This is a genomic window from Tabrizicola flagellatus, from assembly GCF_046295235.1.
GTDB classification, from domain to species: domain Bacteria; phylum Pseudomonadota; class Alphaproteobacteria; order Rhodobacterales; family Rhodobacteraceae; genus Tabrizicola; species Tabrizicola flagellata_A.
Genome location: NZ_JBKBLV010000002.1, coordinates 115,308 through 130,045, shown reverse-complemented (window position 1 = coordinate 130,045; position 14,738 = coordinate 115,308). Strand labels below are relative to the sequence as shown.

Below are 14,738 nucleotides of genomic sequence, written 5' to 3'. Positions count from 1 at the left end.
GCGAGGAGTGACGAAGTCATCGACGAGCGGTCACGCAAAGACCGTGACGCCCCGTTCCGTTACGACCGCATCCAGCCGCTGGTCGAACTCGTCCGTCGGCACCGCCTCGACCTCCTGCGCCGCGAAGGCGAACCCCACCGCAAGCACCGGCCCCCGCGCCCGCAGGCCGGCAAGGGTTCGGTCGTAGAAGCCCCCGCCATACCCCAGGCGGAACCCCCGCCGGTCCCAGGCCAGAAGCGGCACGATCAGCACATCGGGTTCGACCCAGGCGCCCTCTTCGGGGATCATCGCCTTGAACGCGCCCTCGACCAGCTTGCAGCCCGGCGACCATTCCCGGAACCGCAGGGGTGTCGCCTTGGCCATGATGACAGGCACCCCCACCGTCCCCTGATGCGCGGCCATGGCCGGCAGCGGGTCGATCTCGGTCCGCATCGGCATGTAGCCCGACAGGACCTTCCCGGCGTGCGGCGCAAGGAAGTCCGCCAGGATCTCGGCTGCCTGCCCCTGCCCTGCCGCAAAGGCATCGGCCCTGCGGGCAAAGGCCGCCGCCCGCGCCGCCGCTTTCACATCGCTCATAACAGCATCACCGTCGCCAGCCCCAGGAAGGCAAAGAACCCCATCACGTCGGTCAGCGTGGTCACGAAGGTCCCGGAGGCCAGCGCCGGGTCGAGCCCCAGGCGTTCCAGCGTCAGGGGCACCAGCACGCCGCCCAGCGCCGCGACGATCTGGTTCACGATCATCGCCATGGCCAGCACCAGCCCCAGGTGCCAGTCGCCGAAGATCAGCGTCCCTGCCGCGCCCAGGATCAGCGCCAGGCCCAGCCCGTTCAGGATCCCCGCCCCAAGCTCGCGCCAGATCACCCGGCCCGCGTTGGCCTGCGTCAGGTCGCGCGTCGCCAGCGCCCGCACCGCCACCGCGAGGGATTGCGTCCCCGCGATCCCGCCGGTCGACGCCACGATCGGCATCAGCGCCGCCAGCGCCACCAGCGCCGAGATGGTCCCCTCGAACTGGCTGATCACCAGCGCCGAGAGCGACGCGGTGAACAGGTTCACCACCAACCAGGGCAGCCGTTGCCGCGCCGTCTCGACCGCGCCGTCGTTGACGCTCGCCTCGTCGCCCACGCCGGCAAGGCGCAGCATGTCCTCCTCGTGCTCCTCGTCCAGCACGTTCATCGCGTCGTCGATGGTGATGACGCCGACCAGCCGGCCGCCCTCGTCCACCACCGGGCAGGAGATCAGGTGATACTGGTTGAAGATATAGGCCACGTCGGCCTCGGGGTCGGTCGCCTCGATGGTGCGGAAGCTGTCTTCGACGATGTCGGCCAGCTTGGCGTCGCGGCCCGAGGACAGGATGCGCCCCAGCGTGGCATAGCCCACCGGCTTCATCCGGGGATCGACCAGGATCACATGGTAGAACTGATCCGGCAGATGCTCGGCCTTCCGCAGGAAATCGATGGTTTCGCCTACGGTCCAGTGTTCCGGCGCCACCACCACCTCGCGCTGCATCAGGCGGCCGGCGGAATATTCCGGGTAGGACATCGCCTGCTCGACCGCGACCCGGTCGGCATCCTCCAGCGCGTCCAGGATGATGTCCTGCTGCGGCTGTTCCAGGTCTTCCAGCAGGTCGACGACATCGTCGGTCTCAAGGTCGCGCACCGCCTCGACCAGCACCTCGCGCGGAAGGGCCTCGACGACCTCTTCCCGGATGTCCTCGCTGATCTCGGACAGGATCTCGCCGTCGATCTCGTGCGACCAGAGTGCCAAGAGAGCCCGCCGGTCGCCCGGACCGATCTGTTCCAGCAGGTCGGCGATGTCAGCGGCGTGCAGCGGCTCCATCAGCGCATCGACGGCCTCGCGGTTGCCAGCCTCGACCGCCTCCAGCACCGCGTCGATGCGGTCCTGGTCCAGCGCCACGTCTTCGGCCTCTGCCTGGTCTTCCGCCATGCGCGCCCCCATCCGATTGCCGCGTCCCAGGCGAAAACAGTTTCACCGAAACAGGGGCGCCCGGCAAATTTACCCCGGACCGGAATGCCCTTAGTCTGGCGGCGAGACAAGGGGATAGTGTCCATGGATCTTCTCATTGGCCAGGTCATCCGCTTCGACGGAGACCCGTTCCGCGACGGCATCGAGGCCGCTCACCACCATCAAAAGGGCGCGGTCGCCGTGGACGAAGGCCGGATCGTCGCGGTGGGCGAGGCCACTGACCTGCGCGCCCGCTATCCCGAGGCCCGGCTGCATGACCACGGCGACCGGCTGATCTCGGCCGGCTTCATCGACGCCCATGTCCACTATCCCCAGACCGCGATCATCGCCTCCTGGGGCAAGCGGCTGATCGACTGGCTGAACAGCTACACCTTCCCCGAAGAGATGCGCTTTGCCGACCCTGCCTATGCGCAAGAGATCGCGAACCGCTATCTCGACCTGGTGCTGGCGCGCGGGACCACCACCGTCTGCTCCTATGCCACGATCCATCCGGCCAGCGTGGACGCGATCTTCACCGCCGCCCAGGCGCGCGGCATGCGGCTTTTCGCCGGCAAGACCTGCATGGACCGCAACGCGCCCGAGGGACTGCGCGACACCGCGCAATCGGCTTACGACGATTCGAAGCGCCTCTTGCAGAAATGGCACGGGGTGGACCGCCTGTCCTACGTCATCACCCCCCGCTTCTCGCCGACCTCGACGCCCGAGCAACTGGCGGCCCTCGGCGCGCTCTGGCGCGAATATCCCGACTGCCTGATGCAGACCCACCTCTCCGAGCAGACCGACGAGATCGCCTGGGTCCGCGACCTCTTTCCCCAGTCGCGTGACTATCTCGACACCTACGAGGCGCAGGGCCTGTTGCGCGAAGGCGCGGTCTATGGCCATGCCATCCACCTGACCGACCGCGAACGCGCGCGGCTTGCCGAGGCGGGGGCGTCGCTCGTCCATTGCCCGACCTCGAACACCTTCATCGGCTCGGGCCTGTTCGACATGGGCCTTGCGCAAAGCCTGCGCGTGGGGCTGGCCACCGACACCGGGGGCGGGTCGAACTTCTCCATGCTGCACACCATGGCTGCCGCCTACGAGGTGGCCCAGCTGCGCGGCCAGTCGCTACACCCCGCGCAGCTCTGGTGGCTGGCGACGCAAGGCTCTGCCCGCGCGCTGCATGCCGAGGACAGGATCGGCAACATCGCGCCGGGGATGGAGGCGGATCTGGTGGTGATCGACCTCGCCTCGACGCCTGCCATCGAACAGGCGACGCGGCGGGCCGAGACGCTCTGGCAGCAGCTTTTCCCGACGATCATGATGGGTGACGACCGCGCCGTTGCCGAGGTCTGGGTGGGCGGGCAAAGGCGCGGTTGAAAGTCGATCGAACCAGTGCCAATGTCTGGTGCATGGCGCGCCTTGGTGCCGATCACCCGCCCCCGGATGGCTGACACTCATGGTCGACCGCAGATCCCTTTTGCTCAAACATATCGATGCCGCAGCGCAAGGTATTGAAATTGCACCATATTTCAACCCCGCGCTAGCAAAGCGCGATGGCTACCGGGTTCTGACGGTCGATGTGTTCGATACCGATGCTCTCCGGCAGAACGCACGCGCGGATCCAAGCATTCCCGACGACCGGATTGCCGAGATCGAGGAGGTCGACATCGTCTGCGATGCCTCCTCGCTGGGACAGGCCGTGACCGGACTGGGCAAGCAGGGACAATTCGGCTACGTCCTCTCGTCGCACAATTTCGAGCACCTGCCGGATCCGATCCGCTTCCTGCAAGGGTGTTCGCTTGCCTTGTCGCCAGGTGGAGTCCTCAGCATGGCGGTGCCCGACGGGCGGGCGTGTTTCGATCATTTCCGGATGCCGACACGCCTGTCCGACTGGCTGCAAGCCTACCATGACCAGCGCAGCCAGCCGTCGCCCGAAACCATCTTCGATGCGCTCTCGAACCTGGCCCAATACGACCGGGTCGGCAAACTAGCCGTGGGCTGCGACATCAGCCTTGACGATCCGCGTCACTTCCAGCCCACGAATGATCTCGGCGACGCCTATGCAGAGTATCTGGAGCGGATCTCCTCGCCTCAGCCCTATCGTGACACGCATTGCACGGTCACCTTTGGCGCGGCACTGGAAAACATGCTTTGGGATCTGCGCTTTCTGGGCCTTGTCGATCTGGAGATCATCGAGGTCACCGAGACTCTGGGGCTCGAATTCTTTGTCCACATGCGAAAGCCCGTGACGTCCGCTCCTGTTGATCCCAAGGCCTTCTACGCGGCGCGTGCAGTTCGGCTTCGCAAGGTGGTGGACGGTCTGGGGACCGCCGGCTTCGGGCGACCCGGTCCGGGGCAATCGGCGGTGTCGCTCACGGCGCAGCGGGCGGTCCGAAGGTCGAAGTCCTTCATCGAACGCCTGCTTCCGACAGGGACCGTCGCGTCGATCCGTTCCTGGAACCGCCGCCGCAAGGAACGCCGGCACTGAACCTGCCTTTCCTGGCCGAGGCCAGGAAACCTGCGCGGTCCTGCGCGGTATCGGATCCGGCCCACGGCACCGCGCCTACCCACGCCGCGACAGGCCAGCCCGGCATCCCAAGTCCGAGGGTCGTCCTGTGCGTCGCACCGGATCCGGCCGGATCACTCGGCCAGTTCCCAGCCGTCTGGATAGAAGTCGTGCCGCAGGGCGATCTCCGTGGCGATGCGTTCCTGCTCCCAGATCGCTTCGGGCGTCACCGGAATGGGGCCGATGGCGGCAATCAGCGTCTCGCCGTCCTTCAGCCGCCGGGTGCGGAAACCCGCCTGCCGCAAGGCCCGCTCGAAGGCCGGCCACGAGGCATCCAGCTCCTCGATGAAGAAGGCATATTCCACAACCGCCGTCTTGGGCAGGCTGACCCCCTTCGACATGCGGAAGGTCTGGAACGTCTCGCGCCGCTGGGCGGCATAATCGTGCGGCATGGGCGGCCTCCTGCGGCCGTTCTAGCCTAGTCGGCGCGCGTGCAGAAGCCCCGCTCGAAGGCCGCGTCCCAGGTCCAGTCGCTGGCGTTCAGCGCCTCGAACCCGACCGGTTCCAGCTGCCGCGTCGTCCCGTTCTCGGTCGAGGTCATCCGCCACAGATCCACCTCGCAGTCGCGGGTCTCGGGCGGGCCATCAAGCGCCTGGAAGGTCGAATGCCCGGCATAGCCGACCACCGTGTACTGGTTGTCGATGAACTGAAGCTGCGTCACCGACCGGCCCTCGGCCTCTTCGTCGGCGTATTCGACCACGATCTGCAGGATCGCGCCGTCCGGGCCATCCAGCACTTCCAGCGCCTGCCGGGTGGCAAAGGCACCCAGCGCGATGGCGGGGTTGTCGAACTCCGGCTCGGCGTCGGGCGAGGGGACGCCCTCCATCGCCCCGTTCCAGATCGTCAGCCGCAGCTTGTCCTCGTTCTGGGTCAGGCGCGCCAGGAAGAAGAACCCCTGGTTCGACGCCCCCGCCCAGTTGCCGCTGGCCTCGGACAGGACGGTCTGCGCACCGGCGGGAAGGGCGAGGATCATCGACAGGATCAGGGCGGACAGCTTGTGCATGCGGGTCTCCGGTTGCAGGTGGCCAGACCATGCCCGGTCCGGGCTGCTGGCGAAAAGGCCGGAAAACCAGATGTGCTAGCCGGCAAGCCGGACGGCCAGCCGGCGCTGCTGCTCCAGCAGACGCGAAAGGTCCAGCCTGACCAGCTGCCCGTCCCGCACGATCTGCCGTCCCTCGACGATCAGGTCGCGCACCCGGCCCGGCCCGCACAGGATCAGCGCGGCCACCGGATCCCAGGCGCCTGCCGCCTCGACGCCCCGAAGGTCCCAGATCGCCAGATCGGCGCGCTTGCCCGGCTCGACCGAACCCAGGTCATCCCGCCCCAGCACCTGCGCACCACCCAAGGTGGCGATCTCCAGCGCCTCGCGCGCTCCCATCGCGTCCGCCCCCAGTGCCACCCGCTGCAAGAGCATCGCCATCCGCGCCTCGGCCACCAGGTTGCCCGCGTCGTTCGACGCCGAGCCATCCACGCCCAGCCCAACCAGGCACCCTGCGTCCCGCATCGCCCGGATCGGCGCGATGCCGGAACCGAGTCTACAATTCGAACACGGGCAATGGGAAATTCCGGTCCTTGATTGGTTGAAAAGTTCAATTTCCGAACCATCCAGCTTGACGCAATGGGCATGCCAGACATCGGCACCGGTCCAGCCCAGGTCCTCGGCATACTGGCCCGGACGACAGCCGAAGCGTTCCAGCGAATAGGCGATGTCCTCGTCGTTCTCGGCCAGATGGGCATGCAGCATCACCCGCTTGTCGCGCGCAAGCAGGGCGGAATCGCGCATCAGCTCGCGGCTGACCGAGAAGGGCGAACAGGGCGCGAGGCCCACCCGCACCATCGCCCCCGGCAGGGGATCGTGGAAACGGTCCACCACCCGGATCATGTCCTCCAGGATCGCCGTCTCCGTCTCGACCAGGCTGTCCGGCGGCAGGCCCCCGGCGCTTTCGCCGATCGACATCGCCCCGCGCGTGGGGTGGAAGCGCAGGCCGACCTCCCCTGCCGCGGCGATGGTGTCGTCCAGCCTTGCCCCGTTGGGAAAGAGATACAGGTGGTCCGAGGTCAGGGTGCAGCCCGACAGCGCCAGCTCGGCAAGCCCGACCTGGGCCGAGACGAACATCTCCTCCGGCCCGAAACGCGCCCAGATCGGATACAGCGTCTTCAGCCAGCCGAACAGCAGCGCGTCCTGCCCGCCGGGCACCGCGCGTGTCAGCGTCTGGTAGAGGTGATGGTGCGTGTTCACCAGGCCCGGCGTCACCACGCAGCCCCGCGCCTCGATCACTTCGACGCCTTCGTCAGACAGGCCCGGCCCAACCCCGGCAATGATGCCGCCGCGGATCAGCACGTCTGCCCCACGCAGTTCGGACCGCCGGGCATCCATCGTCACCACGACATCGGCATTGCGGATCAGGATGTCGGGCATCGGTGCACCTTTTGCGCACCCTTCGGTTTCATGGGAAACCCTGGCGAGTCGTCAGAAGGGCGAAGGACACGACCGGCACAGGCAGGATAGCCCGCGACCGGGCAGGCCGGCAACCTTACGCTCCGGAGAAAGGTGCTTCAAACGCAGCCGGAAGGCGCGAGCCGCCAGCAGGCCTCAGCCGTTCAGCAGCGCCAGCGCCTCGGCGTGCAGCTCGCGGCTGGCTGCGGCGAGGATCCGGCCCCCCTCCAGCGCAGGGCGGCCCTGCCAGTTGGTCACGATGCCACCCGCCGCCTCGATCACCGCGATCGGGGCCTGCACGTCATAGGCCTGCAACCCCGCCTCGATCACCAGGTCGATCTGGCCCGCCGCGATCAGCGCATAGGCGTAGCAGTCGGTGCCATACCGGACAAGCTTCGCCTCCTTGGCGACCCGCCGGAACGCGGCACCCTCTTCCGGTGTGCCGACCTCGGGAAAGGTGCTGAACAGGATGGCCTCGGACAGCGGGCGCGGCGTGCGGACGCCAAGGTTCGCTTCGCCCATCGGCCCCTTGACACAGGCCCGACCCAGACCGCCCTCGAAACGTTCGCCGATGTAGGGTTGGTCGATGATGCCGTAGAGCACCCCGTCCGCATCGCGGACCGAGATCAGCACGCCCCAGGTCGGCGTGCCGGCCAGATAGCTGCGCGTGCCGTCGATCGGGTCCAACACCCAGGTCAACCCGCTGGCGCCCGCGACCGATCCGAACTCCTCGCCCAGGATGCCGTCGTCCGGACGCCGGCGCGCGAGAACCTCGCGCATCCGCTCTTCGGACAGACGGTCTGCGGCAGTCACCGGATCGAACCGGTCGGTTTCCTTGTTTTCGGCCACCAGCGCGCGCGTCCTGAAATGCGACAGGGTGGCAACGCGCGCCACATCGGCCAGTTCATGCGCCGTGGCGACCAATTCCGCCGCAAGCGCCGCTGAAACCCGCATGATTCCTCTCCGACCTGAAGGGCCCGATGGCCCCGTCCCCGGGCGCTAACCGCGCGCGGGGGCAAGGTCAAGGCAGTCAGGCGGCTTCCGAGAGAACCCGGGCCAGGTCGAACAGGCGGCGGCGCTGCGCCTCGGGGATGGCGTAGTAGGAGCGCACCAGTTCCAGCGCCTCCTTGTCCGACATCATGTCGCCGTGGGCATAGGTCGGTGTGACCTGACCATCGGCGAGACCTTCGAAGAAGAACGAGATCGACACGCCCAGCGCATCGGCGATGTCCCAAAGCCGGGAGGCGCTGACCCGGTTCATGCCGGTCTCGTACTTCTGGATCTGCTGGAATTTGATTCCGACCTTGTCGGCCAGTTGCTGCTGCGTCATGCCCACCATCCAGCGGCGGTGACGGATGCGCTTGCCGACATGTGCGTCTACGGGATGCTTCATTCTATACTCCAAAAACGTGTGTCCATTCCCCTCACGGTCTTGTAAGCAAGTTGCATGCCAAAACGGCGGAATGGACGGAGCCCGTGAAAAAAAATCCTGAGCCGCCCGAAAACCTGTCCTTTTGGATAAGTCGAATTATCCATGCGTATAACACACGGTGCGGTTGTCCTTACCGGGCGAAGAAACGCGCAGGACCGAATCAGAGCTCTCCTCAAAGTGGTATCGCGTTTCGCATTGCATTTTGCACAGACCCCAAAGAGATCTTCGCATATTGCGAAGAAATCGATCATTGCATTGCAAGAAACGGTATGGTGCCTAAATTGCCTACACCGTAGGTAGTAGAAACAGCCTCTGGAATTGGAGCCAATCATGCAGGCCTGGCAGGTCAGCGAACCCGGCGCCGCACCGACACTAGGTTCGGTTGACTCCCCGGTTCCCGTTAAAGGCGAAATCGTTGTCCGCGTGGAAGCAGTCGGGCTCAACTTTGCGGATATGCTCTCGATCCAGGGCAAGTACCAGGTCCGACACCCGTTTCCCTATGTTCCCGGCATGGAACTCTCGGGCGTCGTCGAGACGCTGGGCCCGGAAACCGAAGGTCCCGCCCCCGGCACCCGCGTCCTGTCCACCTGCTCCTCTGGCGCCCTCGCCGAACATGTGGCGCTGCCCGCTACCCGGGTCTGCCCGCTTCCCGATTGCATGAGCTTTGCCGAAGCCGCCGGTTTTCCCATCGCCTACGGAACCTCGCATCTGGCACTGACGCATACGGCGCGGCTGCGGACGGGCGAGACCCTGTTCGTGACCGGCGCCGCCGGCGGCGTGGGGCTGACGGCGGTCGAGATCGGCAAGCGGCTGGGCGCAAGGGTCATCGCCTCCGCCCGCGGGAAAGACCGGCTGGAGATCGCCCGCGCGGCGGGGGCGGACGTACTGATCGACAGCGAGGCGCCCGGACTGAAAGAGGCGCTGCGGGCCGAAGGCGGCGTCGATGTCGTCTATGACGCTGTCGGCGGGCCGGCCTTCGATGCCGCGCTGCGCGCCTGCCGGCCCGAAGGGCGGCTTCTTGCGATCGGTTTCGCCTCGGGCGAGGTTCCGCAGATCCCGGCGAACCTCCTTCTGGTGAAGAACCTCACCGTTTCGGGATTCTGGTATGGAGGGATGGAGACGCACGCTCCGTCCCTGGTCGCCGCCAGCTTGGCCGAGCTTCTGCGCTGGCGGGCCGAGGGGCTGATCCGTCCCCATGTCAGCCATGTCCTGCCCTTTGACGCCTTTCCCGAGGGTCTGGCACTCTTGCGCGACCGCAGGGCGACCGGAAAGGTCGTGATCCGGCTTCAGCAGCAGTAGGCCAGGCGCAGCTCGGCCATGAGCATGTCCACCGCCTCGCCCGTCGCCGCCGGCGAACGGTAGAGCGCCAGCTTCATCTCGCCCAGCGGCGGCAACTGGTTGTCGGCCTGGATGACTTCGGTATCTGCAGGAATGTTGCCGACCATCCGCGCCGAAATCGCAAGGTCGGCCGCCACCATCGCCTCGACCGCCTGCTCGCTTTCACCACCCGTGGCCAGGTCCCAGGAGATACCGGCACGGTCCAGCGCCGACTGAGCGGCCGGACGGAAGATGCAGCCGTCCTTGAACCCCAGCCGCAGCGGCCGGCGCTGCCAGGCCGTGCCGTCCGGCGCACCGATCCAGACCAGCGGCCGCGCCCCCAGCACCTCGGCGCCGGGGTCCGGCGCGTCCTCGGTGGTCACGATCACGTCGAATCCGCCACGGGCATATTCCTCCTTCATCGCCAGCGTGAAGGACGAGACCAGATTCACCTGCACCCGCGGATAGGTCTGCGCCATCCGCTTCAGGATGCCGGGGATCGCCGGATAGACCACGTCATGCGGCACCCCCAGCCGGATCGTGCCGCAGCAGGCCGTGGCGTTGAAGCGCGACAGCGCCTCGTCGTTCAGGGCCAGCATCCGGCGGCCGTAGGACAGAAGCTGCTCGCCCTCCGGCGACAGCGCCAGCTTCCGCGCCGCGCGCAGGAACAGCTGCATCCCCAGCGACTCTTCCAGCCGCTTGATCTGCATGGAGACGGCGGATTGCGTCAGGTTCAGATAGCCCGCCGCCCGCGTCACTCCGCCCACATCGGCGACGGTGACGAAGGACCGCAGGGCGGCAAGGTCGAGATTGCGCGGCATATCACATATCCTGATGGATGGCGTCACGATCATTCGTTTCCATGATGCATCAGAAACTGGCATCGTTCAAGCATTCTGATCGAACCCGACACCGCCATCACAGAACCCGATGAAAGGCCCGCCATGCGCCCCTCTGCCCTGTCCCGCCCGCTTCGTTCCGCCCCGGCCCACCCTTCGCTGCCCGCTCGTCTCTGGCAGGCCCTCATGGTGGCGCGCACGCGCCGGGCGCTCAAGCATCTCGACGACTACCTCCTTGCCGACATCGGCCTCAGCCGCGAAGACGCCGAGGCCGAGGCGCGGCGGCCCCTCTGGGATGCGCCGTCGCATTGGCACGACTGAAAGGCTGACAGTTTTCGCCATGATCCGGATCGGAAATGCTTGAAATGGCCCGGTGCGATACCGATATTCGACCCACGAGGTCGCGCCGGTTCCCCCGGCGTTGCCCTTAGGGACAACATCGGAGGCTTCACATGGCTCAGTTTGACACGATCCGCAGCGTAGGCGTCGGCGCCCGCGCGCAGATCGACGAAGGGCTTCGCGCCCACATGAACAAGGTTTACGGGCTGATGTCCGTGGCGATGCTGGTCACCGCCGGCGTTGCCTGGGCGGTCGGCTCGTCCGAACAGCTGTTCTCGATCCTTCGGAACCCTGCGACCGGGTCCATGACCATCCTCGGCTGGGTGGCGATGTTCCTGCCGCTGATCATGGTCTTCGCCTTCGGCGCGCTGATCAACCGGATGTCGGCCGCGGCGGCGCAGCTGTTCTTCTACGCCTTCGCGGCGGCGATGGGCCTGTCGCTGGCCTGGATCTTCCAGGTCTTCACCGGCGTCTCCATCGCGCAGACCTTCCTCATTACCGCGATCTCTTTCGCGGGCCTGTCGCTGTACGGCTACACGACCAAGCGTGACCTCAGCGGCATGGGCACCTTCCTGATGATGGGTCTGATCGGCCTGATCGTCGCGATGATCGTGAACCTGTTCCTTGCCTCCTCGGCGCTGGCCTTCGCGATCTCGGTGATCGGCGTGCTGATCTTCGCCGGCCTGACCGCCTTCGACACCCAGCGGATCAAGAACGACTACATCCAGCACGCGGTGGCGATGGACCAGGAATGGCTGGGCAAGTCCGCGATCATGGGCGCGCTGACGCTTTATCTGGACTTCATCAACCTGTTCATGTTCCTGCTCCAGTTCATGGGCAACCGGGAATAGGGCAAGCGGAAGCACCCTTGGGGGCCGGTCTTCGGACCGGCCCTTTTCCATTTCGGCGCTCAGATTGCGGTCTGGCGCAGGTTGGCCATCATCCTGATTGCGGGAAAGACGATGCCGGGCGCCAGCGGCACGTCGACCGGATGCAAGGCCCTGAACCCCAGCGCCTGGTAGAAGGGCACCGCCGTCCGGGTGGACAGACAATCCAGCCACTCCACCCCCGCCCTTCTCGCATCCAGCATGACCCTGCCCATCAGCGCCCGGCCGATCCCCCTCCGGGTCAGGTCGGGGTCGGTCGCGACATGCCGGACGTGGCCGCTGCCACCGCTACCCTCCGGTCCCAGCGGATTTCCCCGGGTCCACCCCCCTGCCGCCAGCACCCTGCCCGCCCCGTCCTCGGCCAGGAAATAGGTGCCCGATGCCAGAAGCTCGGGCCGGGCCCGGGCAATCCTCGGAATCGCCAGCACCATGATCGAGGGGGGATAGTCCGGCGCCAGCAGACGCGGATAGCTGCGGGCCAGCAAGGTGTCCACGGCAGCGATGTCGGCCGGAGAGGCCTGCCGGACAGAGAGTGTCGGTGTCATCTTCCGGCAAATGGAGCGCCGGCACCAAAAGGAAAGGGCTGCCGGGTCAGACGACCGCGCCGAAGATGCGCCCCACGCCAAAGGTCACGGCCATGGCCACCGCACCCCAGAAGGTGACCCGCGTCACCGCGCGCGGGATGCTCGCTCCGCCCGCCCGCGCCCCGACGGCACCAAGCAGCGCCAGGAACACCAGCGAAAGACCGGTGACCCAGAGCGCGATCTGCGCCTCGGGGGCAAGGGCGGCAGTGGCCAGCGGCAGGGCCGCCCCCACCGCGAAGGTCAGCGCCGAGGCCCCCGCGGCCACCAGCGGCCGCGCCTCGGTATGCTCGAAGATGCCCAGTTCGTCGCGCACATGCGCGGCCAGCGGGTCCTTGGCGTGCAGGGCCGCGGCTACCTGGTGCGCCAGGTCGGATGGCACGCCGCGGGCCTCGTAGATGCCGGCCAGGGCGCGCAGCTCCTCCTCCGGGTCCGCCGCGATCTCGGCCCTTTCGCGCGCGATGTCGGCGGCTTCGGTGTCCGATTGGGATGAGACGCTGACATATTCCCCCGCCGCCATCGACAGCGCCCCAGCCGCCAGCCCTGCCGCGCCGGCGACCAGCACCTCGGCCCGGCCCGAGGCCGCCGCGACGCCGACGATCAGCGCGGCGGTCGAGACGATGCCGTCATTTGCGCCCAAGACGGCCGCGCGCAGCCAGCCGACGCGTGCGACGTAATGCTCTTCCCGGTGATTGCGTTCCATGGCGCCTCTCCTCTGACTTCAGCCAGAAAGGACGGCAAACGGCCGCCGGGTCAATGACATAGGTCAGGAAAACGCAAGCGCGGGCTTACCAGGACCAAAAAATCAAAAGGCCGCGCCCCGGAAGGCACGGCCCCTGAAACGACAGATCGGCAGATCCTACTTGATCTTGCCTTCCTTGTACTCGACATGCTCCCGCTTTACGGGATCGTATTTCTTGATGACCATCTTCTCGGTCATCGTGCGGGCGTTCTTCTTGGTCACATAGAAGTGGCCGGTGCCCGCGGTCGAGTTCAGGCGGATCTTGATGGTGGCGGGCTTCGCCATGGTCGCTACTCCTGCATCGGGGAATCCTGATCCCCCGGTGAAATCCTTGAAGCCCGCCTTTTAGCCAAGCGGACGGCAGAGTCAACCGGTATCGGCGCGCTTATTGCCACATCGCGGCGCGCAGTTCCCAGGGCGTGACCTTCCCATCGCCGTCGCTGTCGGCGGCATCGTATTGCGCCTTCTCGGCGGCCAGGAATTCCGCTGCCGTGACCTTGCCGTCGCCGTCCGCGTCCTTCGCGGCAAAGCGGGCAGCATGGCGCTCCTGCATTGCCTGCGACATGGCCCGGGGGTTCATCATCCCCATCCGGCCCGCACCCATCTCGTCCGGCATCAGCGCGCCGTCACCGTCGGCATCCATCGCGGCGAACATCGCCTCGGCATGGGCCGAAGCCTCTTCGGCCGAGACATCGCCGCTCTGATCGGTGTCGATGGCCGCCATCATGCCGCCGCCCGGCCCCATCCCAAAGCCCGGCCCCATCCCAAAGCCCGGCCCCATTCCGCCCGGTCCCATGCCAAAGCCCGGAGCCTGACCATAGCCGGGACCACCGGCCCAGCCCTGCCCCATGCCGGGCGACATGCCCGGCCCCATTCCGGGACCCATGCCCGGCCCCATGCCCTGCCCCGGCATCTGCCCGTATCCGGGACCCTGCCCATATCCCGGACCGCCGCCCCAGCCCTGACCCATGTTCCAGCCGGGACCATTGCCCCACCAGCCCCATCCGGGCTGGCCCTGCGCCAACGCCGGCACGGCGCCGGACAGTCCCAATACGGCAACCACTGCAAAAGTCCTGAACATCGCGCGCTCTCCTGTCTCTGGCGGCGGATCGACGCCGCCCACCCAGAAAACACCGGCCATTCTCCATCTGCGTTGACGCAGGTCAAGCACACGGCATCACGACCTTTCGCCGAACCCGGAGCCAGGACAGAACTGCGCGGAGAGCCTGTAAGCCGGATTCTGTCCGGGGCCACACCTTTCGGCGGTTCCCCTGGATGACCATTCCTCTGCCGACCGTGTCGCCACGGCGGTCAAGCTGCCAACCCGGGCCTCTCGGGCGTTGGCATCCCTGCGGGCGGTATCCCGGACCAAGATCCGGGACCAGCCCCCGCGCGAGGCCCCTATTTGGCATTGCTCCGGGTGGGGCTTGCCGTGCCGGTCCGGTTGCCCGTCCCGCGGTGGGCTCTTGCCCCACCGTTTCACCATCGCCCTGCATGCAGGGCAGTCTGTTCTCTGTGGCGCTTTCCCTGGGGTTGCCCCCGCCGGGCGTTACCCGGCACCCTTGCCAACGGGAGTCCGGACTTTCCTCGGGGCGCGAACCCCGCGGCCATCCAGCCCTCCGCGCGCGGCTCAG

The 14,738-nt window shown here is 66.9% G+C and carries 17 protein-coding genes and 1 other RNA gene; 5 read left to right on the top strand and 13 right to left on the bottom strand.

All coding sequences use genetic code 11. The features are described 5' to 3' along the window. Positions 1 to 30: 30 nt before the first annotated feature. Together ACK4IU_RS01460 and mgtE are read right to left on the bottom strand one after the other, a co-directional pair. Positions 31 to 576, bottom strand: a complete 546-nt coding sequence (locus ACK4IU_RS01460) for a 5-formyltetrahydrofolate cyclo-ligase (RefSeq protein WP_409730908.1) — start codon at positions 574 to 576, stop codon at positions 31 to 33. Beyond that, the gene (gene mgtE / locus ACK4IU_RS01455; protein WP_409730906.1) at positions 573 to 1,943 is read right to left on the bottom strand and encodes a magnesium transporter; all 1,371 of its coding nucleotides are present in this window, start codon (positions 1,941 to 1,943) and stop codon (positions 573 to 575) included. Before mgtE ends, ACK4IU_RS01460 begins: the two co-directional genes overlap by 4 nt. A 123-nt stretch (positions 1,944 to 2,066) precedes the next feature. On the opposite strand from mgtE, the gene guaD reads away from it, so the two are divergent. Next, positions 2,067 to 3,341, top strand: coding sequence for a guanine deaminase (guaD, locus tag ACK4IU_RS01450; RefSeq protein WP_409730904.1), 1,275 nt, complete (start codon positions 2,067 to 2,069; stop codon positions 3,339 to 3,341). A gap of 79 nt (positions 3,342 to 3,420) precedes the next feature. Next, entirely contained in the window at positions 3,421 to 4,452 is a 1,032-nt protein-coding gene (locus ACK4IU_RS01445) for a class I SAM-dependent methyltransferase (RefSeq protein WP_409730902.1), read from the top strand. A gap of 152 nt (positions 4,453 to 4,604) precedes the next feature. On the opposite strand, the gene ACK4IU_RS01440 is transcribed toward ACK4IU_RS01445, so the two are convergent. The 5 genes from ACK4IU_RS01440 to ACK4IU_RS01420 form a co-directional block, all read right to left on the bottom strand. Beyond that, positions 4,605 to 4,922 carry a ribonuclease E inhibitor RraB gene (locus ACK4IU_RS01440; protein ID WP_409730901.1) on the bottom strand — a complete coding sequence of 106 codons (318 nt, stop codon included), beginning with the start codon at positions 4,920 to 4,922 and terminating at the stop codon, positions 4,605 to 4,607. Positions 4,923 to 4,948: 26 nt separating this feature from the next. After that, positions 4,949 to 5,533, bottom strand: coding sequence for a hypothetical protein (locus ACK4IU_RS01435; protein WP_149588243.1), 585 nt, complete (start codon positions 5,531 to 5,533; stop codon positions 4,949 to 4,951). Positions 5,534 to 5,608: 75 nt separating this feature from the next. Then, the gene (locus tag ACK4IU_RS01430; RefSeq protein ID WP_409730899.1) at positions 5,609 to 6,949 is read right to left on the bottom strand and encodes an 8-oxoguanine deaminase; all 1,341 of its coding nucleotides are present in this window, start codon (positions 6,947 to 6,949) and stop codon (positions 5,609 to 5,611) included. Between the two features lie 174 nt (positions 6,950 to 7,123). Next, on the bottom strand, positions 7,124 to 7,921 hold the full coding sequence (locus tag ACK4IU_RS01425; protein ID WP_409730897.1) for an inositol monophosphatase family protein: 798 nt from the start codon (positions 7,919 to 7,921) through the stop codon (positions 7,124 to 7,126). A 76-nt stretch (positions 7,922 to 7,997) separates the two neighbouring features. Beyond that, on the bottom strand, positions 7,998 to 8,360 hold the full coding sequence (locus ACK4IU_RS01420; protein ID WP_409730895.1) for a helix-turn-helix domain-containing protein: 363 nt from the start codon (positions 8,358 to 8,360) through the stop codon (positions 7,998 to 8,000). A 369-nt stretch (positions 8,361 to 8,729) separates the two neighbouring features. Here ACK4IU_RS01420 and ACK4IU_RS01415 point away from each other — a divergent pair, with 369 nt between their 5' ends. Then, positions 8,730 to 9,698 (top strand): NADPH:quinone oxidoreductase family protein, encoded by a 969-nt coding sequence (locus ACK4IU_RS01415; RefSeq protein WP_409730893.1) that lies wholly within the window; start codon positions 8,730 to 8,732, stop codon positions 9,696 to 9,698. Here the strand turns inward: ACK4IU_RS01415 and ACK4IU_RS01410 are convergent. Then, entirely contained in the window at positions 9,686 to 10,537 is an 852-nt protein-coding gene (locus tag ACK4IU_RS01410; RefSeq protein ID WP_409730891.1) for a LysR family transcriptional regulator, read from the bottom strand. The genes ACK4IU_RS01415 and ACK4IU_RS01410 overlap by 13 nt on opposite strands. A gap of 123 nt (positions 10,538 to 10,660) precedes the next feature. Here ACK4IU_RS01410 and ACK4IU_RS01405 point away from each other — a divergent pair, with 123 nt between their 5' ends. Continuing rightward, entirely contained in the window at positions 10,661 to 10,876 is a 216-nt protein-coding gene (locus tag ACK4IU_RS01405) for a DUF1127 domain-containing protein (protein WP_409730889.1), read from the top strand. A gap of 131 nt (positions 10,877 to 11,007) precedes the next feature. Further along, the gene (locus tag ACK4IU_RS01400) at positions 11,008 to 11,745 is read left to right on the top strand and encodes a Bax inhibitor-1 family protein (protein ID WP_409730887.1); all 738 of its coding nucleotides are present in this window, start codon (positions 11,008 to 11,010) and stop codon (positions 11,743 to 11,745) included. 59 nt (positions 11,746 to 11,804) lie between these two features. Here ACK4IU_RS01400 and ACK4IU_RS01395 read toward each other — a convergent pair whose 3' ends face one another. The 5 genes from ACK4IU_RS01395 to rnpB form a co-directional block, all read right to left on the bottom strand. Then, positions 11,805 to 12,326, bottom strand: coding sequence for a GNAT family N-acetyltransferase (locus ACK4IU_RS01395; protein ID WP_409730885.1), 522 nt, complete (start codon positions 12,324 to 12,326; stop codon positions 11,805 to 11,807). A gap of 46 nt (positions 12,327 to 12,372) precedes the next feature. Continuing rightward, positions 12,373 to 13,065, bottom strand: a complete 693-nt coding sequence (locus ACK4IU_RS01390; protein ID WP_409730884.1) for a VIT family protein — start codon at positions 13,063 to 13,065, stop codon at positions 12,373 to 12,375. Positions 13,066 to 13,221: 156 nt separating this feature from the next. After that, on the bottom strand, positions 13,222 to 13,389 hold the full coding sequence (gene rpmG / locus ACK4IU_RS01385; protein WP_135448918.1) for a 50S ribosomal protein L33: 168 nt from the start codon (positions 13,387 to 13,389) through the stop codon (positions 13,222 to 13,224). Positions 13,390 to 13,489: 100 nt separating this feature from the next. After that, positions 13,490 to 14,185, bottom strand: coding sequence for an EF-hand domain-containing protein (locus ACK4IU_RS01380; RefSeq protein WP_409730882.1), 696 nt, complete (start codon positions 14,183 to 14,185; stop codon positions 13,490 to 13,492). Positions 14,186 to 14,317: 132 nt separating this feature from the next. Further along, an RNA gene (rnpB, locus tag ACK4IU_RS01375) (RNase P RNA component class A) lies at positions 14,318 to 14,727 on the bottom strand. Positions 14,728 to 14,738 lie beyond the last annotated feature (11 nt).